The organism is Pseudomonas sp. m6p (assembly GCF_055760375.1).
In genome coordinates this window covers 2,772,031-2,794,037 of sequence record NZ_CM147084.1, presented here as the reverse complement: position 1 = coordinate 2,794,037, position 22,007 = coordinate 2,772,031, and the positions used below count along the sequence as shown (strand labels likewise).

At 58.9% G+C, this 22,007-nt stretch carries 17 protein-coding genes and 1 tRNA gene; 9 read left to right on the top strand and 9 right to left on the bottom strand.

What is annotated here, in order from left to right; translation table 11 throughout:
• The 8 genes from ACYZUM_RS12840 to ACYZUM_RS12805 all read right to left on the bottom strand — a co-directional run bounded on the left by ACYZUM_RS12840 (window position 1) and on the right by ACYZUM_RS12805 (window position 10,152).
• Window positions 1-1,392: a GntP family permease gene (locus tag ACYZUM_RS12840; RefSeq protein WP_473061337.1), complete on the bottom strand. Its 1,392-nt coding sequence runs from the start codon at window positions 1,390-1,392 to the stop codon at window positions 1-3.
• A 283-nt stretch (window positions 1,393-1,675) separates the two neighbouring features.
• Complete coding sequence (locus tag ACYZUM_RS12835; protein WP_108182831.1) at window positions 1,676-3,091, bottom strand: sigma-54 interaction domain-containing protein; 1,416 nt, start codon at window positions 3,089-3,091, stop codon at window positions 1,676-1,678.
• Between the two features lie 143 nt (window positions 3,092-3,234).
• Window positions 3,235-4,809: an ABC transporter ATP-binding protein gene (locus ACYZUM_RS12830; RefSeq protein ID WP_108182830.1), complete on the bottom strand. Its 1,575-nt coding sequence runs from the start codon at window positions 4,807-4,809 to the stop codon at window positions 3,235-3,237.
• A 9-nt stretch (window positions 4,810-4,818) separates the two neighbouring features.
• Window positions 4,819-5,841, bottom strand: a complete 1,023-nt coding sequence (locus ACYZUM_RS12825; RefSeq protein ID WP_108182829.1) for an ABC transporter permease — start codon at window positions 5,839-5,841, stop codon at window positions 4,819-4,821.
• Window positions 5,841-6,902 (bottom strand): microcin C ABC transporter permease YejB, encoded by a 1,062-nt coding sequence (locus ACYZUM_RS12820; protein WP_003225430.1) that lies wholly within the window; start codon window positions 6,900-6,902, stop codon window positions 5,841-5,843. The genes ACYZUM_RS12825 and ACYZUM_RS12820 overlap by 1 nt, the downstream gene beginning before the upstream one ends.
• A complete protein-coding gene (locus ACYZUM_RS12815; RefSeq protein ID WP_108182828.1) occupies window positions 6,902-8,770 on the bottom strand; it encodes an extracellular solute-binding protein in 1,869 nt (622 codons plus the stop codon). Before ACYZUM_RS12815 ends, ACYZUM_RS12820 begins: the two co-directional genes overlap by 1 nt.
• A gap of 134 nt (window positions 8,771-8,904) precedes the next feature.
• Window positions 8,905-9,186, bottom strand: a complete 282-nt coding sequence (locus ACYZUM_RS12810) for a peptidylprolyl isomerase (protein WP_007912303.1) — start codon at window positions 9,184-9,186, stop codon at window positions 8,905-8,907.
• Between the two features lie 96 nt (window positions 9,187-9,282).
• A complete protein-coding gene (locus ACYZUM_RS12805; protein ID WP_108182827.1) occupies window positions 9,283-10,152 on the bottom strand; it encodes a lipase family alpha/beta hydrolase in 870 nt (289 codons plus the stop codon).
• A gap of 339 nt (window positions 10,153-10,491) precedes the next feature.
• Here ACYZUM_RS12805 and ACYZUM_RS12800 point away from each other — a divergent pair, with 339 nt between their 5' ends.
• Complete coding sequence (locus tag ACYZUM_RS12800) at window positions 10,492-11,670, top strand: hypothetical protein (protein ID WP_108182826.1); 1,179 nt, start codon at window positions 10,492-10,494, stop codon at window positions 11,668-11,670.
• A 69-nt stretch (window positions 11,671-11,739) separates the two neighbouring features.
• On the opposite strand, the gene ACYZUM_RS12795 is transcribed toward ACYZUM_RS12800, so the two are convergent.
• Complete coding sequence (locus ACYZUM_RS12795; protein ID WP_041064536.1) at window positions 11,740-12,807, bottom strand: 3-deoxy-7-phosphoheptulonate synthase; 1,068 nt, start codon at window positions 12,805-12,807, stop codon at window positions 11,740-11,742.
• A gap of 616 nt (window positions 12,808-13,423) precedes the next feature.
• Here ACYZUM_RS12795 and ACYZUM_RS12790 point away from each other — a divergent pair.
• From ACYZUM_RS12790 to ACYZUM_RS12755, 8 genes are all read left to right on the top strand, one after another.
• Window positions 13,424-14,185 (top strand): carbon-nitrogen hydrolase family protein, encoded by a 762-nt coding sequence (locus ACYZUM_RS12790; RefSeq protein ID WP_041064533.1) that lies wholly within the window; start codon window positions 13,424-13,426, stop codon window positions 14,183-14,185.
• Entirely contained in the window at window positions 14,182-14,625 is a 444-nt protein-coding gene (locus tag ACYZUM_RS12785; RefSeq protein ID WP_108182825.1) for a GNAT family N-acetyltransferase, read from the top strand. Before ACYZUM_RS12790 ends, ACYZUM_RS12785 begins: the two co-directional genes overlap by 4 nt.
• Before the next feature lie 127 nt (window positions 14,626-14,752).
• Entirely contained in the window at window positions 14,753-15,394 is a 642-nt protein-coding gene (gacA, locus tag ACYZUM_RS12780) for a response regulator transcription factor GacA (protein ID WP_024012761.1), read from the top strand.
• A 2-nt stretch (window positions 15,395-15,396) separates the two neighbouring features.
• The gene (uvrC, locus tag ACYZUM_RS12775) at window positions 15,397-17,220 is read left to right on the top strand and encodes an excinuclease ABC subunit UvrC (RefSeq protein ID WP_108182824.1); all 1,824 of its coding nucleotides are present in this window, start codon (window positions 15,397-15,399) and stop codon (window positions 17,218-17,220) included.
• Window positions 17,221-17,252: 32 nt separating this feature from the next.
• The gene (pgsA, locus tag ACYZUM_RS12770) at window positions 17,253-17,813 is read left to right on the top strand and encodes a CDP-diacylglycerol--glycerol-3-phosphate 3-phosphatidyltransferase (RefSeq protein ID WP_003225417.1); all 561 of its coding nucleotides are present in this window, start codon (window positions 17,253-17,255) and stop codon (window positions 17,811-17,813) included.
• A 60-nt stretch (window positions 17,814-17,873) separates the two neighbouring features.
• A tRNA-Gly gene (locus ACYZUM_RS12765) sits at window positions 17,874-17,949 on the top strand.
• Window positions 17,950-18,177: 228 nt separating this feature from the next.
• Complete coding sequence (locus ACYZUM_RS12760; RefSeq protein WP_200656413.1) at window positions 18,178-19,998, top strand: tyrosine-type recombinase/integrase; 1,821 nt, start codon at window positions 18,178-18,180, stop codon at window positions 19,996-19,998.
• Window positions 19,999-20,308: 310 nt separating this feature from the next.
• Entirely contained in the window at window positions 20,309-21,874 is a 1,566-nt protein-coding gene (locus ACYZUM_RS12755; RefSeq protein ID WP_200656412.1) for an SNIPE associated domain-containing protein, read from the top strand.
• The last annotated feature ends 133 nt before the right edge of the window (window positions 21,875-22,007 follow it).

Genomic DNA, 22,007 nt, shown 5'->3' with positions numbered 1-22,007 from the left:
TCACACAATGCCAGTGGCGTAGAAAGTACCGATCACTACGAAGACCGCCAGGGTCTTGATCAGCGTAATACAGAAAATGTCTTTGTAGGCTTCGCGGTGGGTCAGGCCAGTTACCGCCAGCAAGGTGATCACCGCGCCGTTGTGCGGCAGGGTGTCCATGCCGCCGCTGGCCATCGCGGCCACGCGGTGCAGCACGTCCAGCGGAATGTTCGCCGCGTGCGCCGCGGCGATGAACTGCTCGGACATCGCCGCCAGCGCAATGCTCATGCCACCCGACGCCGACCCGGTGATGCCCGCCAACAGGGTCACGGTGATGGCTTCGTTGACCAGTGGATTGGGGATTTGCTTGAGCCAGTCGGCCAGCACCAGGAACCCCGGCAACGAGGCGATTACCGCACCGAAACCGTATTCCGAGGCGGTATTCATCGCCGCCAGCAATGCGCCGCTGACCGCACTTTTGCTGCCTTCGGCGAGTTTGCTGCGGATCGCCTTGAAGCCGAACACCAGCACCATCAGGATGCCGATCAGCAATGCCGCCTGCACCGCCCAGATCGCGGTGAGCTTGGCGATTTCCGTGGTTACCGGCGTGGCCATGCCGGGCAGCGCGAGGCTGTGGGTCTTGCCGTACCACTGCGGAATCCACTGGGTGAACAGCAGGTTCATGATGCCCACCGCCAGCAGCGGTGAGAGGGCGATCCAAGGGTTCGGCAGTTTCAGGTCTTCGGCGGTTTCCGGTTCGTTACGCAGTTCGGTGCCATAGCCTTCACCGGCGCGCTGGGCCTTGTTGCGTTGGCGCTGCAGGAACAGCATTCCCGCGCAGAACACGAAAATCGTGCCGATCACGCCCAACCACGGCGCGGCCCATGCGGTGGTGTTGAAGAACGTGCTGGGAATGATGTTCTGAATCTGCGGCGTACCGGGCAGGGCGTCCATGGTGAACGAGAACGCGCCAAGGGCGATAGTCGCCGGGATCAGGCGCTTGGGGATGTTGCTCTGGCGGAACATTTCCGCGGCAAACGGATACACCGCAAACACCACCACGAACAACGACACGCCGCCGTAGGTGAGCAGGGCGCAGACCAGCACGATCACCAGCATCGCCTGACGGGTGCCGAGCAAGCGAATCGCTGCGGCCACGATCGAACGGGAGAACCCCGACAATTCGATCAACCTGCCGAACACGGCGCCGAGCAGGAACACCGGGAAATACAGTTTGATGAAACCGACCATTTTCTCCATGAACACCCCGGTGAAGGCAGGGGCGACGGCGGAAGGATCGGTGAGCAGGACAGCGCCGAGGGCGGCAATCGGGGCGAAGAGGATGACGCTGTAGCCACGGTAGGCGGCAAGCATCAGCAGCGCAAGGGCTGCCAAGGCAATGATCACACTCATGGAGTGTCTCCAGGGATTGTTATTTTTGTGGGTGTTGCGGGTGCGGGAGAGGCTTTAGCGAGATCTGTGCCAGATATTCAACCTGTTGAAATATAAGGGTTTTATCGGGTTTTGCGATCAGCTGTTCGAGGCAATATCTCGATAGTGAGACTTTTTAGAGGCGAAAAGATCGCAGCCTTCGGCAGCTTCTACGGGGTTAATACGGAAATTCCGTGTAGGAGCTGCCGAAGGCTGCGATCTTTTGATCTTGAAGTGAATATCTCGCTAGCGAGACTAAATCTCTTTATTGAGACTCGGCGATGCCCAAGGCCAGCATCTTCTTGTACAACGTCGACCGCCCCAACCCCAGCCGAGCAGCTGCCTCCGGCACCTTGCCGGCACATTGTGCAAGGGCAGACTGGATCAACTGCCGCTCAAACCGCTGCCGCGCCTGGGCAAAAGTCTCTTCCGCCAACGGCTCCAGCGTCGGCACCGATGGGCGCTCAACCGGAGTAAAGGCGCCAACGGCCGCGCGAATATCCTCCTCGGTGAGGATCAGGTCATCGCTGAGCAGCGCTGCGCGCTCCAGCACGTTGCGCAACTCGCGGATGTTGCCCGGCCACGCATGTTGCCCGAGCAGATCCAGCGCTGTACGGCTTAGCTCGTGCTGGCTGCGCAACTCTTCAAGGATCGCTTCGCTGAGCGCCGGCAGATCGTCGAGACGCTCGCGCAGCGGCGGAACCTGGATCGGCAGCACGTTAAGGCGGTAATACAGGTCGGCGCGGAACTCACCGCGCTTGATCGCCGCTTGCAGATCGGTCGACGTCGCCGCGATCACCCGCACATCGCTCTGGATCACGTCGTTGGAGCCAACCGGTTCGAATTCCTTTTCCTGCAACACCCGCAGCAGTTTGCTTTGCAGCGGCAACGGCATGTCGCCAATCTCGTCGAGAAACAGCGTCCCGCCCTGAGCAATCTGCAACTTGCCGGTACGCCCCTTGCGATCAGCGCCGGTAAACGCGCCAGGCGCAGTGCCGAAGAACTCGGCTTCCAGTAGCGCTTCGGGAATCGCCGCGCTGTTGATGCTGACGAACGCCTTGTGCGCCCGGGGCGAAGCGCTGTGAATCGCTTGAGCCAGCAACTCCTTGCCGGTGCCGGTTTCGCCGAGCAGCAACACGGGAGATTCGGTGCTGGCACTGCGGCGGGCGCGGCGTTTGACGTCGAGGCTGGCGCTGCTGGTACCGATGAAATGGGCGAAGTTGTATTTGGTCTGCCGCGCCCGCAGCAGCGAGCGGGTCGAAGCCAGTTCTTCCTGCATGCTCAGGTAGCGCTTGAGCATTGGTGACAGGCTGCGCAATTCGTCGAACAGAGCAAAACCGATGGCGCCGATCACCGCCCCGGCATCGTCGTGGATCGGCAGGCGCATGACCACCAACGGCTCTTTTGGCGTGTCCTGCATGTCCAGCAGAATGGGGCGGCCGGTACGCACCACTTCACGCAGCAGGCTGCCGGGGATCACGCTTTCGCAGGGTTTGCCGATAGCTTTTTTGGCCGACTCCAGCCCAAAACGCCGGGCATAGCGCTCGTTCATCCAGACGATGTTGGCATCGCGATCGACAATCACCGTGCCCTCGCTGGACTGCTCGATGATCTCGAACAGCGAGCGGATCGCCAGCGTGCGCACGCGTTGGTAGTCCTTGAGGCTTTCGGTGGTGTTCATGCGTGAGTTGATCCGGAGTTTGGGTTGTCTGTTCGAGCCTCTTCGCGAGCAAGCTCGCTCCCACATTTGGAATGCGGTCCTCTGTGGGAGCGAGCCTGCTCGCGAATGTTGCGACCCGGTATCAGGGCAAACGCCGATTATGCCTACCCCGGATGCGCCGCTGCCAACAGCTCTTTGGTGTAAGGATGCTGCGGTGAGTCGAACACGTCATGGCTGGCACCGCGCTCAACCACTTTGCCGTCCTTGATCACGATCATGTCATGCGCCAGCGCCCGCACCACCGCCAGGTCGTGGCTGATGAACAGGTAGGTCAGGCCGTGTTTTTCCTGAAGGTCGCGGAGCAGGGCGACCACCTGCTTCTGTACGGTGCGATCCAGTGCCGAGGTCGGCTCGTCGAGCAGGATCAGCGCCGGTTTCAGCACCAGCGCCCGGGCGATGGCGATGCGCTGGCGCTGACCGCCGGAAAACTCGTGCGGGTAGCGGTGACGGCTTTCCGGGTCGAGGCCAACTTCCTTGAGCACGCGGATCACCTGGGCATCGCACTCTTCAGCGCTGGACTGGCAATGCACCTCCAGCCCTTCGCTGATGATTTGCGCCACCGACATCCGTGGACTTAGGCTGCCGAACGGGTCCTGAAACACCACCTGCATCTGCCGACGCCACGGCCGCAACTGCTTCTGATCGAGCCCATCAAGGGCGGTGCCCTGAAAGCGAATGCTACCCTCGGAGTCGAGCAGCCGCAGAATCGCCTGGCCCAGGGTCGATTTCCCTGACCCGGATTCGCCGACAATGCCCAGGGTCTTGCCGCGCTGGATATTCAGGCTGATGCCGTCCACTGCACGCAGGTATTGCTTACGCTGGAACAGCCCGCCACCGACGATGAACTCAACCCGCAGATCATCGACTTCCAGCACGTTCTCGCGCTCGTCCCGGGGCAGGGCCTCGCCTTCCGGCTCGGCGTTGAGCAACACACAGCTGTAAGGATGCTTTGGCTCGGTAAACAGGGTTTCGCACGGTGCCTGCTCGACGATTTCACCCGCCTTCATCACGCACACCCGTTGCGCAATGCTGCGCACCAGATTGAGGTCGTGACTGATCAGCAGCAGCGACATGCCCAAGCGTTGTTGCAAGGATTTGAGCAGCAGCAGGATCTTGCGCTGCACCGTCACATCCAGCGCGGTGGTCGGCTCGTCAGCGATCAGCAGTTCCGGCTCGCAAGCCAGCGCCATGGCGATCATCACCCGTTGCCGCTGACCACCGGACAGCTGATGCGGATAGGCTTTGAGGCGCTCTTTGGGCTTCTGAATGCCGACCAGTTCCAGCAGTTCCAAAATGCGTTGTTGCGCCGCTTTACCGCCCAGGCCGCGATGCACCAGCAGCGTCTCGCCGATCTGCTTTTCGATGGTGTGCAGCGGATTTAGCGAGGTCATCGGCTCCTGGAAGATCATCGCGATCCGGTTGCCACGCAGTTCGCGCAACACCTTCGGATCGGCACCGAGCAGTTCCTGGCCGCGATAGCGAATGCTGCCAGTGGTTTGCGCATCACTTTCGGGGAGCAATTGCAGAATCGAATGTGCGGTCACCGACTTGCCCGAACCCGACTCCCCGACCAGCGCCAGACATTCACCGGGACGGATGTCCAGGCACAGGTTGCGCACCGCCGGCTGGCCATGGAAGGCGACATTGAGGTCACGGATTTCGATCAGGTTATCAGTCATGGTCACACTTCAGGATCGAGGGTCGAACGCGTCGCGTAACGCTTCGCCGATGAACACCAGTAAAGAAAGAATCAGCGCCAGGGTGAAAAACGCCGTCAGCCCGAGCCACGGTGCTTGCAGGTTCTGTTTGCCCTGACCGATCAGTTCGCCCAGCGAAGCGCTGCCGGCGGGCATGCCGAAACCGAGGAAGTCGAGGGCGGTGAGGGTGGAAATCGCTCCGGTCAGAATGAACGGCAGGTAACTCAGCGTTGCGTTCATCGCATTGGGCAGGATGTGCCGGACAATCACCTTGCGGTCGCTCAGGCCCAGGGCACGAGCGGCTTTGACGTATTCCAGGTTGCGCCCGCGCAGGAACTCGGCGCGCACCACATCCACCAGCGCCAGCCAGGAAAACAGCGCCATGATCCCCAGCAGCCACCAGAAATTCGGCTCGACGAAACCCGACAGGATAATCAGCAGGTACAACACCGGTAACCCGGTCCAGACTTCCAGCAGGCGTTGCCCGAGCAAATCGACCCAGCCGCCGTAATAGCCTTGCAGGGCGCCGGCGGCAATCCCGATCAGTGCACTGATGGCGGTCAGCATCAAGGCAAACAGGATCGACACCCGGGCACCGAAAATCACCCGCGCCAACACATCGCGCGCTTGATCGTCAGTGCCCAGCCAGTTGACCTTCGAGGGTGGGCTCGGTGCCGGTTGGTTGAGGTCGTAATTGGGCGTGTCGTCGCTGAACGGAATCGGCGGAAACAGCAGCCAGCCACCGTCCTTGCGGATCAGGTTCTGCACGTAATCACTGCGATAATCGGCCTGGAACGGCAGCTGGCCGCCAAATTCCTGCTCGGTGTAACGCTTGAACACCGGGAAGTAGAGCTGGCCCTGATAGCTGACCACCAACGGTTTGTCGTTGGCGATCAGTTCACCGCCCAGCGTTACCACGAACAGTCCGATGAACAGCCACAGCGACCACCAGCCTCGGCGGTTTTTCTTGAAGCGTGCGAAACGGCGTTGGCCCAGGGGCGAGAGCTTGAACATCAGGCGTTCCTCGCGGCGAAGTCGATACGCGGATCGACCAAGGTGTAGCACAGGTCTCCGATCAGTTTTATCAAGAGTCCGAACAGGGTGAAGATGAACAGCGAACCGAATACGACCGGGTAGTCCCGGGAAACCGCCGCTTCGTAACTCATGCGGCCGAGGCCGTCGAGGGAGAAGATCACTTCGATCAGCAGCGAGCCGGCAAAGAACACACTGATGAATGCCTGGGGGATCCCCGAGACCACCAGCAGCATCGCGTTGCGAAACACGTGACCGTAGAGCACGCGGCGCTCGCTCAGGCCTTTGGCGCGGGCGGTGACCACGTACTGGCGGGTGATTTCATTGAGGAACGAGTTCTTGGTGAGAATCGTCAGCGTGGCGAAGCCGCCAATCACCAGTGCCGTCACCGGCAACACCAGATGCCAGAAGTAATCGGCGATCTTGCCCAGGGTCGACAGCGATTCGAAGTTGTCCGAAACCAGCCCGCGCACCGGAAACCAGTTCAGCGAGGTGCCGCCGGCAAACACCACGATCAGAAACATCGCAAACAGAAACGCCGGCATCGCATAGCCGATGATGATCGCGGTGCTGCTCCAGATATCGAAGTGGCTGCCGTGATGCACGGCCTTGCGAATGCCCAGCGGGATCGACACCAGATAGGTGATCAGCGTCGCCCACAGGCCGAGGGAAATGGTCACCGGCATTTTTTCCAGAATCAGATCGGTGACGGTGGCGCCGCGGAAAAAGCTTTTGCCGAAGTCCAGCTGCGCGTAGTTCTTCAGCATCAGCCACAGGCGTTCATGCGCCGGCTTGTCGAAACCGTACTGTTTTTCGATGTCCTTGATCAGCTGCGGGTCGAGGCCACGGCTGGCACGCGAAGTGCTGCTCATGGTTTCGCTGGAACTGCCACCGACACTCGCTCCGCCGATGCCTTGCAGATGGGCGATGGCCTGTTCGACCGGGCCGCCGGGGGCCGCCTGGATGATCACGAAATTCACCAGCAGGATGATCACCAAGGTCGGAATGATCAGCAGCAGGCGCCGCAGAATGTAAGCCCACATCAGTGCGGTCCTCCGGGTCTGCCACGACCGATTTTTTCGGCGGTCATCTGCTGGTTGGTCAGCGGCGTGCTGCTGATTTCCCACCAGCTCTCGATGGCTTCGTCATTGCTGGCTTGTGTCGCCGGCATGCCGAACCGATTCCACCAGACGGTGGAGGTGCCCGGCGGGTAATAGTTGGGAATCCAGTAGTAGTTCCATTGCAACACCCGATCCAGCGCGTGGGCGTAGTGCAGCATGTCACTCTGGGTCGAGGCGCGGATCAGGCCGTTGATCAAGGTGTCGACCGCGGGATTCTTCAGCACCATGTAGTTGTTGGCGCCGGGGTCGTTGGCCGAAATCGAGCCGAAGTAGTTGAGCAATTCGCCACCAGGAGATGTGCTGACCGGGTAGCCGGTGACGATCATGTCGTAGTCGCGGCTCATCAGGCGATTGACGTATTGCGAGGAGTCAATGCGGCGGATATTCAGATCGATGCCGATCTGTTTCAGCGTGCGTTTGTAAGGCAGGAGCAGGCGATCCATGCCGTTCTGGCTGACCAGAAAGGTGAAACTCAACGGTTCGCCTTCGGCGTTGACCAGTTGGTCGCCCTCGGGTTTCCAGCCGGCCTGTTCGAGCAGTTCCAGGGCTTGCAGTTGCTTGTCGCGGATCAGCCCGCTGCCATCGGTTTTCGGCGCCTCGAAGACCTGGGTGAATACCTCGTCGGGAACCTGCCCGCGCAGCGGCTCAAGGATTTTCAGCTCCGCCGCATCCGGCAGCTCGCGGGCGGCCAGGGCGGTGTTGGAGAAATAGCTCTGCTGGCGGATGTACATGTTGCGCATCATCTGCCGGTTGCTCCACTCGAAATCCCAGAGCATCGCCAGTGCCTGACGCACCCGACGATCCTGAAACATCGGTTTCTGCAGGTTGAACACGAAGCCCTGCGCCGATTGTGGGGCCTCGGTGGCCAGGTGGGCTTTCTGCAAGCGGCCGTCACTCAGCGCCGGGCTGTCGTAACCGATCGAATAGCCGGTGGCGGAAAACTCGCGGTTGTAATCATAGGCGCCGCCGCGCAGCACCTGACGTGCGACATCGGTGTCGCCGAAATACTCGATGCTGAAGTGATCGAAGTTGTACAGGCCGCGACTGACCGGCAGGTCCTTGCCCCACCAGTCGGGGTTGCGCTCGAATGTGATGCTGCGCCCGGAGTCGACCTTGCCCACCCGATACGGGCCGCTGCCCAGCGGCGGTTCATAGCCGCCGCCACCGGCGAAGTCGCGGGTTTTCCACCAATGCTCGGGAAACACCGGCAGGGTGGCGATGTCCAGCGGCAAGGTGCGGTTCTCGTTGCTCTTGAAGTCGAAGCGCACGGTCAGCGGCGCTTCCACTTCGACACCTTTGACATCGGCGAACTGCGTGCGATAGCGCAGGCTGCCCTGGGTCATCAGCAAGTCATAGGTGTAGCGCACGTCTTCGGCTGTGATCGGCTTGCCGTCGGCGAAACGCGCCTGGGGGTTGATGAAGAAACGCAGGGACAGGCCGTCCTCCGCGCGTTCCATTTTTTGTGCCACCAGGCCATAGACGGTGTAAGGCTCGTCCATCGAACGCTGGGCCAGCGGCGAATAGAGCATGCCGTCAATCTGGGTGACGCCGATGCCCTTATCGATATAAGGCAGGATGTGATCGAAATGCCCGATCTCAATCGCCGAGCGGCGCATGGTGCCGCCCTTGGGCGCCTGCGGGTTGGTGTAGTCGAAGTGGCTGAAGCCGGCCGGGTATTTGGCCGGTTCGCCATAGACGGTCAACGCGTGTTGCGGAGTGGCGTCCACGCCGGCGGCGCCCAACAGCAGGGCCACGGCAGTGAACAGCAGAGAAGGGAAAGCCAGTCGCATTGTCAGCCTTAAGCCGGGTGATCGATAAGCGCAATTTGTACGCGAGCGGCGCGTCAGTCGCCAGCCGTAACCTGTAACCAAAACACAACGGCCCACCAGAAGGCGGGCCGTTGGGGCAGCAATCAGGCGACGGATCAGTCCTGGCGGCTGGTGACTTCGAGCAAGTGATAACCGAACTGGGTCTTCACCGGGCCTTGCACGACGTTGATCGGCGCGCTGAAGACCACGGTGTCGAATTCCTTGACCATCTGGCCAGGACCGAACGAACCCAGGTCGCCGCCCTGACGGCTGGACGGGCAGGTGGAGTTGGCCTTGGCGACTTCGGCGAAATCAGCACCGCCTTCGATCTGGGCCTTGAGTTCGTTGCACTTGTCTTCGCTGGAAACCAGGATGTGGCGGGCAGTGGCTTTAGCCATGGGGAAAATCTCCAATCTATTTCAGTAAAGTGTGGAGCCTACCGGAATCAGTAAGCGATTTCTCGGCAAAGTTCCGCTCGGCGCATTGGCGCACGTTTACAGGTGCGCAGCCCGCAAGCGTGCAGCGTGCTCGACATACAGAGCGACGGGATCCTGGCCGGTTTTTTTCACTCCGTCGGGGCGACGCAGACTGCCCAGGTGGCTGAAAGGATAGTCGGAACGGATGACCCGGCCCAGATGGGAACTGAAGCGTCCCACGAAACCATCATTTTGTCCGGTCTCTGCGACAAAATGCTCTGATAATCCCCGGCAGACGATATGCACCGGATCAAGTGCCTGCAATAAGTTGTCCTGCAGCGTGCCGCTCCAGGAATAGTAGTGAACGTCATTGACCCGCTCCGCACCCTGGCCGCCCCAGCTGGAAGGCAGACCTTGCGGGTACTTTCTGTTGAATTGCCCAACACCTGCGGTCGTCAGGGCACTGAGTGCGGCGACAGCGTTCTGCGGCAGTCCCGGTTGCCCGCTGAGCAGCGAGAGGAGGCGGGCAAACTGTGTTGCAGCGTGCTCCGCCACGTGCTCCGGCAGGCCACCCGGTATCAGGGCCAGGCGTAAGGCGTCAGCCAGTTCCGAACCGTGATTGGGGCCACTTACCGACGTGACCGAGGCGACTTTCTCTGGCGCCAGCGCAGCGGCGTAACGGCACGCCAGCGCGCCCTGGCTATGCCCGATCAGGTTGACCTTGCCGGCTCCGGTTCCTCGCAGAACGCTTTCGATCTGAAACATCAATTGCTGGCCGCGTACTTCGTTGTCATGGGTCGCAGACAGCTGCGGCACAAACACTTGGCCGCCTGCTTCCCTCAGCGCTTGCTTGACATCATGAAAAAGCTCGAAATGGCCGATACGGTCAAACCCGAACAGGCCATGGACCAATAGGATGGGGTAGCGGGTTGTCGCATTCCGTTGCATGTTTCTGCCTCTTTCTGCAGATGCTTGTCAGTGGTTGGTGCGTGCCACTGTAAAACAGGCCTGCGGGTCGGCGATGTCTGAAAGCTCCTCGGTACTGAAAGGAAACTGGAATAAAAGCGGTACGAATATTCGCTTCTGCTTGAGGGGGTAGTCGGAACATCTGGCAATCTTTTGAGCGGTATCGCTTGATTCTGCTTCGTATGCCTACGTCATGCGGTGCACTTACCCCGCCGATGGAAGGCATTGTGCTGACTTCTGGCGATGGCTGGATGGTGTTCAATGGAGTTCGTTCGACGTTGTCTTCATGGCGGCGTTTTATCCAAGGAATGGAGCTACTGAATGTCTATATACGAAGTCAATGGCGACACCTCTGTGGCGACCGCGTCAGTTACGTCTCCTGTAGCGGATGACTCCGGTGGACGCGGTTTTCTGAGTTTGAAGGTGGACGGCGAGAACTTCGAGTTCTGCTATCGACCTGCGTCTGCACCGGTACCCGCTCCAGTCTCGTCGCTGCCTGCACCGATGCTTGAGGTTATGGAGGGCGGAATGCTTGATCCCTCACTGAACCAGGCATTCGTCAGGGTTGCGCCTTACCCGAACATGGTGTGCGGCGACAAACTTGTGCTGCACTGGCAAGGGCTGGATGACGAAGGTTTGTCCTACATCCACGAAATCACTCGCACGGTCAGTGAAGGCCAGGTGGGGCAGGAACTTGTCTTTGTCGTGAAGGGATTGCACATAGCTACGCTGGAGCGTGGCTCACTGGAGGTTTTCTGGACGCTGTACAGCGTCGCGCTGCCGGAGCCGCTGTCATCCAGGCGCTTGCAGCTGGATGTGGGCGATCCGGAACCCGATCTGCTGGCGCCAATCCTTGAAGAGACGGTGGGTGGGACGCTTGATCCGGACCGTGTTCCGCAAGGGACTGGCGTGATCGTGCGACCTTACGCCCGGATGGCTGTCGGGGACCGGGTCATCCTGTCCTGGCAAGGTGATGACGGACTGCCGGTCATCAATGATGTATTGCACGTGGAACAGTTTGCTGTGGGCGAAGCGCTGTCTTTCTGGATACCCGCGCATTGCATCGCCCCACATCGCATGCACGAGGTCAGCGTCAGCTACCGGGTGGAGTCAGGCTCGGCTCAGGTAAGGCAGTCTGCAAACCTGCGCGTTCTGATCGCACCATTGATGCGAGGTGATCTCGCAGCTCCGCAGGTATTGGAGGCGCAAGATGGCGAGCTGGAGGTAGTGGATGCCGAGGATGGCATTACCGTAGTGATCGACAATGCCCAGGCTGAGGAGGGGGAGCTGGTTTACTTGAAATGTGATGGTGAGTATTTCAGTCATCGCGATGATCGGGATATCACCCGGGAAACCGCAGGTCAGCCCGTGGTATTCATTGTGCCTCACCGTTTCTGGCGAGAGCATCGGGAAACTGTGGTGCAGGTGTCGTATTCGGTGGAGCGGCTGGATGATGTCAGCCAGGCCTCTGAGGTGACCCGTATTCGGGTGCGGGCATAACCTGTGGTGAAAGCTGAACGACGATCCAGCCTTTGCGGGATTTTGACAATTCCGCAAAGGCTGTTCCGATCAACAGGCTCGAAGACGTTCGGCTGCGCTCGACAGCAACAGCTCTGTCGCATTGAACCCAAGGCAACCATCGGTCACCGACACGCCGTAACGCAGGGCAGGGCCTAAAGGCTGGCAGCCTTCGAACAGGTGGGACTCAATCATCATCCCGATCAAGGAACGATCCCCCAGCAGTCGTTGTTCGAGCACCGCATTGAACACCTCGGGCTGGCGCAGAGGATCCTTGCCGCTGTTGGCGTGACTGCAGTCAACCATGATCCGCGCCGGAATCTTCAGGCGTTTCAAGTCGGCACGGACCCGGGCAATGCTTTCGTGATCGTAGTTCGGGCCGTGATGGCCACCACGCAGCACCATATGCGTGTCGGGATTGCCCGGGGTCTGAATGATCGCCGGGTGCCCCTGGCTGTCGACACCAAAGTGTCGATGCGGGTGGGCTGCTGAGCGCATGGCATCGACGGCTACAGAGACGCCGCCGTCAGTGCCGTTCTTGAAGCCGACGGGCATGTTCAGACCACTGGCCATTTCCCGGTGGATCTGCGATTCGGTGGTGCGTGCACCGATGGCAACCCAACTGAGCAGGTCGTCGAAGTAACCGGCAGCCATGGGCTGCAGGAGTTCGGTAGCGACAGGCAAGCCCAGGCGGATCATCTCGATCATCAATTCGCGCGACAGGGTCAGGCCGGCAGCCATGTCGTCGCTGCCATCCAGGTGCGGGTCGTAGGCCAGACCTTTCCAGCCGACGGTGGTGCGTGGTTTTTCGACGTAGGCGCGCATCACCAGCAGCATCTCGTCGCTGACTTGATGTGCGAGGCGGGAAAGCTTTTCGGCGTATTCGAGTGCGGAGCGCGGGTCATGAATCGAGCAAGGGCCGACGACGACCAGCAGGCGATGGTCTTCGCCATTGAGAATCGCGCGGACCGCCTGGCGGTGGGCTGCGACTTGCTGGGCGAGGGCATTGCTCAGGGGCAATTGCTGTTTGAGTTGCAACGAGCTGGGCAGACGCAGGGTCAGCGCTTCGTTGGCAGAATCGAGGGTGGACAGTGGCAGAGCAGAAACAGACGAGTTCATATTCAGGATTCCTGGGCTGGTGGCGGGTGCTTCCCGCTCACTCGGCCCTACTGGGGTGTTCGACAATTGGCCGTATTGGCTGCGTGTGTGTGCTTGCCACCTGTGGGTGACCGATCGGAGGCGGCAGGCTGTCCCGAGCGGAGGCTGCTAAATCGCCAGGCGCTAAAAGTGTCGTAACGGTAATAAGTGGCGTAGTTCATGTCGTGATTCCTCAAAGTGTCTGGTGTGTTGCTGAAAAAGTTGGGGCCTGAAAAAACAAAACCCCCGGTCGGGAGGCCGACCGGGGGTGAGAATTCTCTGGTAGGCGACCCGTTTTCATGGGCGCCGTTTGGGTATCAGGCGCGCCAGTGGCTAAACCAATACCCAAAATAAAAGCTGGCAGGAGCACAAGCGTCATTCGCCCGGGCAGCCGCAACCGAGCGCAAGGCGCTGGCGGAACGAAGCTGTGAGAGGGCGTTGAACATGGTTTGTCTCCAATAAGTGCGCCGAGCTTACTAGAGGCCCATGCGCCTGAGCAATCAGAAATTGCTATCGCGCTTACATGACATTTCCTATTGCTTGAGTGCCGCAGGCGTTGTGACACACTGCGTATTTGGCAAAATCCCAAGGATGAATAATGTCAACGTTCACCATCGCTGCAGCTCAATCGTTCTCCGTTGCCGGTGATCTGGCGGCGAACATCGCCCGTCATTTGCGCTTCATGGCCGTGGCGGCGGAGCAGGGCGTCGAACTGCTGGTGTTTCCGGAGCTGTCGCTGACTGGTTATGAAGGCCAGATGGCTGCAGACATGGCAATCGATCCGCAGGATTCGGTGCTGCAACCCTTGCGTGATTGCGCGCGCGAGCTGGGTCTCATTGCGGTGGTCGGGATGCCGATTCGCCATAAGGACAGTTCGAAGGTATTGATCGGCGCGCTGACGTTAGGCAGGGATGGTTCTCTTGAGGTTTACAGCAAACAACATCTGCACAGTGGCGAAGAGCTTTTCTATGCCACAGGTGCTGGTGGTTCGTCCTTGCGCATAGGCGGCGATACCGTCGCGCTGGCGGTCTGCGCTGATTTTACCCACGCCAGCCACGCGGCAGCGGCTGCCGTTGCTGGCGCCGACCTGTACGCAGCAGGCGTGCTGATTGGCGAAAAAGGTTATGGCGTGGATAGCGCGATATTGCAGGGCTATGCACAAAAGCACTCGATGGCGGTTCTGATGGCCAATCACGCCGGGCTCACGGGTGGATGGCAATCGGCGGGTCGCAGTGCCGTCTGGTCTGAAGACGGCACGCTGGTTGCCGCCGCGCCAGGGCCTGGTGAACTGTTGGTCGTTGCGCGACGTGATGCCGGCGCATGGCAGGGGCGGGTAGTTCCGGTGGTGGCGGGGCAATGACCTACCATTTGCGTCGCGCCGAACTGGCTGATCGGGTATTTGCCCGAGAGCTGACGTGCCAGAACATGCTGCGCTATTACATTGGCCACGATCTGCTGTGGCAGGACCAAGCGTTCGAGGTTGCCTGGGATGGACGGGACAATTGGCTGATGATGCTTGGCGAAGTTCCTGTGGGATTTTTCAGCCTCAGTCGGGATCGCCGGGCGTTGTATCTCCGCGAGCTGCAAATAGGCGAGGCGTTTCGCAGGCAGGGTGCTGGATCCTGGGCGATTGATCAGGTTATCGCCATGGCCCGCGCTGACGGACTGCCGGCGCTGCGTCTGACCGTATTCAAAAATAATCCTGCGCAAAGCCTGTATAAGAGAAAAGGCTTGCATGTGTGTGGCGAGGACGAGTGTTTCCTGAGGATGCAGCTCGATTTCGGTACACCTGTGCTCTGAAACCCACGGCCAGCAAGCCTTCGATGATGAATTGAAACTTTTTAAATGACGCTTGCCGCTAGGTCTGTCTGGCACTTTTTGCTAAGGTGTCCGGCATCCCAATAAGACCATATCGCGAGGTGTCTGCTTGATTAGGGTGCTAGTGGTCGATGACCATGATCTCGTTCGTACAGGCATTACACGGATGCTGGCCGATATCGATGGCTTGCAGGTGGTTGGACAGGCCGAGTCCGGGGAAGAATCCCTGATCAAGGCCCGTGAGTTGAAACCCGATGTGGTCCTGATGGACGTCAAGATGCCCGGTATCGGTGGTCTCGAGGCCACGCGCAAGCTGTTGCGCAGTCATCCGGACATCAAGGTTGTCGCTGTCACGGTGTGTGAGGAGGATCCATTCCCTACACGTCTGTTGCAGGCCGGTGCCGCCGGCTACCTGACCAAGGGCGCGGGTCTGCCGGAGATGGTTCAGGCCATCCGCCTGGTGTTTGCCGGCCAGCGTTACATCAGTCCGCAGATTGCCCAGCAACTGGCGATCAAATCGTTCCAGCCGACCAATGACTCACCGTTCGATGCCTTGTCCGAACGGGAAATCCAGATCGCGTTGATGATTGTCGGCTGCCAGAAGGTGCAGATCATCTCCGACAAGCTCTGTCTGTCGCCGAAAACCGTTAATACCTATCGCTACCGGATCTTCGAAAAACTGTCGATCAGCAGCGATGTCGAGTTGACGTTGTTGGCCGTGCGCCACGGCATGGTTGATGCCAGCGCCTGATCATGAGTGAAATATTCGATTCCGGCGCCTTCCTGGCGACTGTCAGTGGGCGTCCCGGCGTCTATCGCATGTTCGACAGCGAGGCACGCCTGCTGTATGTCGGCAAGGCCAAGAACCTCAAGAAGCGACTTGCCAGCTATTTCCGCAAGACCGGGCTGGCGCCGAAGACCGCTGCTCTGGTGGGGCGCATCGCACAGGTCGAAACGACCATTACCGCCAATGAAACCGAGGCGTTGCTGCTTGAACAGACGCTGATCAAGGAGTGGCGGCCGCCGTACAACATTCTGTTGCGCGACGATAAGTCTTATCCCTATGTATTTCTGTCTGACGGCCAGTTCCCACGGCTGAGCATCCATCGTGGCGCGAAGAAGGCGAAGGGCAAGTATTTCGGCCCATATCCGAGCGCCGGGGCCATTCGCGAAAGCCTCAGCCTGCTGCAAAAGACCTTTTTCGTCCGGCAGTGTGAGGACAGTTACTACAAGAACCGTACGCGCCCTTGTCTTCAATATCAGATCAAACGCTGCAAGGCACCTTGTGTCGGCCTGGTTGAACCGGAAGTTTATGCCGAGGATGTGCGTCACTCGGTGATGTTTCTTGAAGGGCGCAGTCACGCGCTGACCAATGAGCTGTCAACGGCGATGGAAGAGGCGGCGATCAATCTCGAGTTCGAACGCGCCGCCGAGTTGCGTGACCAGATTGCCTTGCTGCGTCGGGTCCAGGATCAGCAAAGCATGGAAGGCGGTACGGGTGACATCGATGTCATCGCAGCCTTCGTCAACCCGGGCGGCGCGTGCGTTCATTTGATCAGCGTGCGTGGCGGGCGAGTGCTGGGCAGCAAAAACTTCTTTCCACAGGTGGGTATTGAAGAGGAGGTCGCCGAAGTCATGGCGGCGTTTCTCGGCCAGTACTATATCAGCAGCCCGGAGCGCGACCTGCCGAGCGAACTGATCGTCAACGTGGTGCCCGAAGACGCCACGGCCCTGATCGACGCCATCCATGAGTTGCGCGGTCGCGAGCTGAGCATCAGCCACCGGGTGCGTGGCACGCGGGCGCGCTGGCAGCAGTTGGCGGTCACCAATGCCGAGCAAGCGCTGGGCGCACGCCTGGCCAACCGTCAACATACGGCTGCGCGCTTCGACGCGCTGGCAGAAGTACTGAACCTGGATGAACCACCGCAGCGCCTTGAATGCTATGACATCAGCCACTCCAGTGGCGAGGCGACTGTCGCCTCTTGTGTCGTGTTCGGTCCGGAAGGTGCGATCAAATCCGACTATCGTCGTTACAACATCGAGGGCGTCACAGCGGGCGATGACTATGCGGCCATGCACCAGGCCCTGACCCGGCGCTTCAGCAAACTGAAAGACGGGGAGGGCAAGCTGCCGGATATTTTGCTGGTGGACGGCGGCAAGGGACAATTGTCGATGGCCCGCGACGTGCTCAACGAATTGGCAGTACCGGATCTGATCCTGCTGGGTGTGGCCAAGGGCGCAACCCGCAAGGCAGGGTTCGAAACTTTGTATCTTAATGATGCCGCCCATGAGTTCACTTTGCGTGGCGACTCACCCGCGCTGCACCTGATCCAGCAGATTCGTGACGAGGCACACCGCTTCGCGATCACCGGCCACCGTGCGCGACGCGGCAAAACCCGCCGCACGTCGACGCTGGAAGGCGTTGCAGGCGTAGGGCCGACCCGGCGTCGTGACTTGTTGAAACATTTTGGTGGATTGCAGGAGCTGTCTCGTGCAAGCATCGAAGAGATCGCCAAAGCACCGGGGATCAGTAAAAAGCTCGCAGAGTCGATTTATGCAAACCTGCATAGCGAGTAGAATGCCAACTCACCTCGTAGCCAGTTGTGCCGATGAATATCCCGAATCTGATTACCGTTCTACGCGTCCTGCTCATCCCGATCTTCATTTTGCTGTTTTACCTGCCTTATCAGTGGAGCTACATGGCCTCTGCCTCGGTGTTCGCCTTTGCGGCGGCCACTGACTGGCTCGACGGCTATCTGGCTCGTCGCCTGGAACAAAGCACGCCGTTCGGAGCCTTTCTCGATCCGGTTGCCGACAAGCTGATGGTGGCTGTCGCTTTGGTATTGCTGGTTCAGGAACACGGCAATTTGTGGCTGACACTTCCCGCAGCCGTCATCATTGGCCGTGAGATTGTCGTCTCGGCCTTGCGTGAGTGGATGGCAGAACTCGGTGCCCGCGCTCATGTAGCGGTGTCCAATCTCGGCAAGTGGAAAACTGCAGCGCAGATGCTGGCGCTGGTGATCCTGCTGGCCAATCCAAGAGACTTCAGTTTCTGGGTCTTGCTGGGTTATGCCTTGTTGATGATCTCGGCAGGCCTGACGTTGTGGTCGATGGTTCAATACTTGCGGGCCGCCTGGCCGCATCTGAAAACCGACGTTGAAAAGAAATAAAACTTTTTTGAATCAAAGGGTTGACGGGGCTTCTGAAATCTATAGAATGCGCCACACCAAGCGGGAATAGCTCAGTTGGTAGAGCACGACCTTGCCAAGGTCGGGGTCGCGAGTTCGAGTCTCGTTTCCCGCTCCAAATTATGATCTACAGAGTTCCATTAAAGTCTGTAAGTCATTGAAATCAGGACCTTTGGGTCCTTTTTTCGTTCCAGTGAAATCTGCTGAAAACCACCGCCAGCAAGTCTTTTTAAGTCCATTTTTGAGTCCAGAGTAAAAACGGCGGGGTTGACATCGGTTTTTTGCTGGAGGAGCGCACGCGGCGAGCGAAACATCAGGTCCTGACCTTACGTTCAGGAGCTCGATCATGGCGCTTTCAGACCTCACTATCCGGCAAGCCAAAGCCACTGGTAGCCACTACACCATCAACGATATCGATGGCCTGTCCCTCGCGGTTTCCGGTGTGGGCGGTAAGTCCTGGCACTTTCGCTACTACTGGGCCGACAAGCAAAAGCGGATGTCTCTTGGAACCTATCCAGAGGTGAGCTTGCGGGAGGCTCGTGCACTACGCGATGGTGCACGTGTGCTTCTCAGCAAGGGCGTGAACCCGCGGCTTGATCGCAAGCAGAAACGTCAAGCCGTCCAGCTTGCCGATCAGAACACCTTCAAAATCGTGTATGAAAAATGGCTCGATCATCGATGCCTGGTGCTCAAGGAAGGGCGTCAGAGCACCCTGTCGCAGATTCGTCGCGTCTTTACCAAGGATGTTCTGCCGATGATCGGCCGCAGGTCCATCTACGAGCTGCAGCGCCCCGACCTTCTTGATGTTGTCGCACAGATTGAGCGTCGAGGCGCACTGACGGCGGCGGAGAAGGTCCGCACCTGGTTTCGCCAGCTGTTCCGCTATGCGCTCGTCGTTGTGCCAGGCCTGCAGCAGAATCCTGCGTTTGATCTGGATGTGGTAGCGCTGCCTCAGCCGCCCGTTCGCCACAATCCGTTTCTTCGGATGGAAGAATTGCCGGGCATGCTGCAGCAGTTGCGCAACTACCCGGGTCGGCTGCAGACGCAGTTGGGACTTCGGCTTCTGCTGTTGACCGGCGTGCGTACGGGGGAGCTCCGACTCGCCACGCCGGATCAGTTTGATCTGGCGGCGGCTCTGTGGATCATCCCGCCGGAGGTAGTGAAGCAGCTGCAGCTTGGGATGCGTAAGGCTGGCAAGCGCGCTAGTGATATTCCTCCCTACATCGTTCCGCTGTCTGAACAGGCCTTGGAGGTGGTGCGTTACCTCCTGGATCATCTGAGGCCGGCACAGCGGTATCTATTGGCGCACAACAGCAATCTCACCAAGCGCATCAGTGAGAACACCCTGAACGCCGCGCTGAAGCGGATTGGCTATGCGGATCAGCTAACGGGGCATGGCATTCGTGGAACCCTATCGACGGCGCTGAACGAAATTGGGTATCCGAAGATTTGGGTGGATGCGCAGTTGTCACACGCGGACCCAAACAAGGTTAGCGCTGCCTACAATCACGCCGAGTATGTGGGCCAACGGCGGCGCATGATGCAGGATTGGGCTGATCGGCTCGATCTGTTCGAGCAGAATCAGTTTGAGGTCGCGAGCAGGCATCTGACGGTTCGAATCGAGGCGGTACCGCGGACTGCTGGAGGAGAGGGCAATCTCGCCTCGGCAGCAGAAGCTGGAGATATGCTCGTGCCGGCCAAATTCGGGGCCGCTCCCATGCCGAAACCGGTTGCGGAGAAACAACGTATCTCGGCTATCACAGGGCCAATGGCGAGCAATCTCAGTACGATTTCGGATCAACGAGAGAAGCTTAAGATCTACAACTCACCACACAATTTGCCGGCCGAAGTTTTCGCTAAGCTATCGGGCAGGTCGCGCCGCTGGATCAGCTACGAGATCAAAGCGAAAAGGGTGTTGGCACTGGCTTTTGGTAATCTTGGCCACCGGATTCCCGACTGGCACTTGGATCCCACCAAGCATATGCTCGTGCAAAAGGTCTTGAGCGAATTTCCGGAGGCTGATGCGTGGGAGTTGTACAAGGCTCTAACGCGCTCGGAGGTTGCTCTCGACGGGCAGTCAGCTGTCAGTGTGGTGACCGCAGCGACTATCAGCTCAGTGTTTGCAGTACTCTCTCAAAGCCTAGGAGAATCGCCAGGTCTGCATTAGAGGAACCAGGTCGCTCGACCCCATGTATGGGGTGCAAGGGGTAGAGTGTTCGAATCACTCCGTCCCGACCATCTATTCTCAAGAAATCCAGGAGCTTAGCGGTTCTTGGATTTTTTTATGGGCACGTGTTTTGTCCCGCCCGAGATTTTGTCCCCACTTTTTGCCCCACCCAGATTTTCGGTCCTCGAATGGCACTCTTATGCGTTTCATCGCGGGCTGCGAGGTGAATCTGGTGCTCGGCACCAACCTGGTGGCGCAATGCCAGCCTTCAAGGTAGCATTTGCTCCACGAAAACACAGGGATGTAGCCAATGGAATTGCTAGCCGCTTTTGCGGGGATCGTGGCGTTTGTTTTTTTGGTAAAGAACACCAAGGCTCAGGGTGTTATTAGCCAGCTTCGCCTCGAGCTCGGCGCTAGGAAAAATGATCTGTCTGCGATGGAGGACGAGAAAGTCGAACTGACCCGTCAACTCCAGCAAGCACTTCACGAGCTCAAACGCTTTGAAGGAATTATTGACGCCGAAGCCGAGGCGGAGCGCGTCTCCGAAGAGACTAAGTCAGAGCGCGCGCGTTTATTGCAGCTTGCACAGTCCAGGGTCGAGCAGGCAGAAATGCGATTAGCGCAGGCAATCGCAGATGCCGACAAGATCGTGGGCAACGCCAAGACGCAAGCACTGGAAGTTGCGGGTGACGCGCTCGAGGCGCAGGGGAAGGCCAAGCAATATACGGAAGCCGCCCAAGCGATGAAAAACATCATCGAAGGTTACGGCGACGCCTATATCGTTCCGACCTATAACCTCCTTGATGAGCTTGCCGAAGAGTTCGGCTTCACCGAAGCGGGCCAGCAGCTGAAAGCGGCTCGTGATTATAGTCGGCTGATGGTGAAGACTGGTCGGGCCGCCAACTGCGCGTATGTCGAAGCCAATCGACGAGAGATTGCCATCCGATTTGTAATCGACGCATTCAACGGCAAAGTTGATTCCATCTTGTCTCGCTCGAAGTCTGATAATCACGGCAAGCTAGAGCAGGAGATTCGAGATGCCGCTGCGCTGGTGAATCTCAATGGCGCATCGTTTCGTAATGCGCGAATCAGTGATGACTATCTGAAATCCCGCTTAGAGGAGCTGCGCTGGGCCGTCACAGCGAAGCTCCTCAAAGAGCAAGAGCGTGAGGAGCAGCGTCAGCTCCGAGAGCAAATTCGTGAAGAAGAAAAGGCTCGCCGAGAGTTCGAGCGGGCAATCAAGGATGCCGCCAAGGAAGAGAGCACACTCCGAAAAGCTCTCGAGAAGGCCCAGGAACAGGTTGCCGCTGCAACCGCTGCGGAGCGGGCGACCTTCGAATTCAAGCTTGCGGAACTTCAGGAGCAATTAAAGGCTGCCGAGGATAAGAACCAGCGAGCTTTATCGATGGCCCAGCAAACCCGTGCTGGCCATGTGTATGTGATTTCGAACATCGGATCGTTCGGTGAGCAGGTCTTTAAGATTGGTATGACGCGCCGACTCGAACCGCTTGATCGAGTACGTGAACTGGGGGACGCGAGCGTGCCATTTGAATTTGACGTGCACGCCTTGATATTCAGTGACAATGCGCCGGGGCTCGAAAAGCAGCTCCATCGCCACTTTCTTCGGGAGCAGGTAAACAAGGTAAATCCACGCAAAGAATTTTTCCGGATAGGTTTACCTGCCATTCGACAAGAGCTTGAGGCGCTGGGGGTAGAAACGCAGTGGACGATGAGCGCGAAAGCGAGAGAGTATCGAGAAAGTCTGCGAATCGAAGAGCAGATTCTAGATAATCCCGCCATCGCTGCTGAGTGGACACGCCACCAGTTGGAAGTGGAGGAATCCATTGAGCAGGCTGAGGAGGAGATTGTCGCTTAAGTGGTTGCACGCATGGGGCGGTTGAGCTTGTGACTGAGCTTAGTAACTGACTCCGACAGCAATGGTAATTGTGATGGCGTAATGTCAGCAGTGCACAAAACAACTGGTTGATCCCGGGCAATGGCAGGTGACA

What these genes read in the sequence shown, in the direction of transcription:
- ACYZUM_RS12840 (WP_473061337.1), bottom strand. Translation starts at nt 1,392, where the DNA reads ATGAGTGTGATCATTGCCTTGGCAGCCCTTGCGCTGCTGATGCTTGCC.
- ACYZUM_RS12835 (WP_108182831.1), bottom strand. Translation starts at nt 3,091, where the DNA reads ATGAACACCACCGAAAGCCTCAAGGACTACCAACGCGTGCGCACGCTG.
- ACYZUM_RS12830 (WP_108182830.1), bottom strand. Translation starts at nt 4,809, where the DNA reads ATGACTGATAACCTGATCGAAATCCGTGACCTCAATGTCGCCTTCCAT.
- ACYZUM_RS12825 (WP_108182829.1), bottom strand. Translation starts at nt 5,841, where the DNA reads ATGTTCAAGCTCTCGCCCCTGGGCCAACGCCGTTTCGCACGCTTCAAG.
- ACYZUM_RS12820 (WP_003225430.1), bottom strand. Translation starts at nt 6,902, where the DNA reads ATGTGGGCTTACATTCTGCGGCGCCTGCTGCTGATCATTCCGACCTTG.
- ACYZUM_RS12815 (WP_108182828.1), bottom strand. Translation starts at nt 8,770, where the DNA reads ATGCGACTGGCTTTCCCTTCTCTGCTGTTCACTGCCGTGGCCCTGCTG.
- ACYZUM_RS12810 (WP_007912303.1), bottom strand. Translation starts at nt 9,186, where the DNA reads ATGGCTAAAGCCACTGCCCGCCACATCCTGGTTTCCAGCGAAGACAAG.
- ACYZUM_RS12805 (WP_108182827.1), bottom strand. Translation starts at nt 10,152, where the DNA reads ATGCAACGGAATGCGACAACCCGCTACCCCATCCTATTGGTCCATGGC.
- ACYZUM_RS12800 (WP_108182826.1), top strand. Translation starts at nt 10,492, where the DNA reads ATGTCTATATACGAAGTCAATGGCGACACCTCTGTGGCGACCGCGTCA.
- ACYZUM_RS12795 (WP_041064536.1), bottom strand. Translation starts at nt 12,807, where the DNA reads ATGAACTCGTCTGTTTCTGCTCTGCCACTGTCCACCCTCGATTCTGCC.
- ACYZUM_RS12790 (WP_041064533.1), top strand. Translation starts at nt 13,424, where the DNA reads ATGTCAACGTTCACCATCGCTGCAGCTCAATCGTTCTCCGTTGCCGGT.
- ACYZUM_RS12785 (WP_108182825.1), top strand. Translation starts at nt 14,182, where the DNA reads ATGACCTACCATTTGCGTCGCGCCGAACTGGCTGATCGGGTATTTGCC.
- uvrC (WP_108182824.1), top strand. Translation starts at nt 15,397, where the DNA reads ATGAGTGAAATATTCGATTCCGGCGCCTTCCTGGCGACTGTCAGTGGG.
- pgsA (WP_003225417.1), top strand. Translation starts at nt 17,253, where the DNA reads ATGAATATCCCGAATCTGATTACCGTTCTACGCGTCCTGCTCATCCCG.
- ACYZUM_RS12760 (WP_200656413.1), top strand. Translation starts at nt 18,178, where the DNA reads ATGGCGCTTTCAGACCTCACTATCCGGCAAGCCAAAGCCACTGGTAGC.
- ACYZUM_RS12755 (WP_200656412.1), top strand. Translation starts at nt 20,309, where the DNA reads ATGGAATTGCTAGCCGCTTTTGCGGGGATCGTGGCGTTTGTTTTTTTG.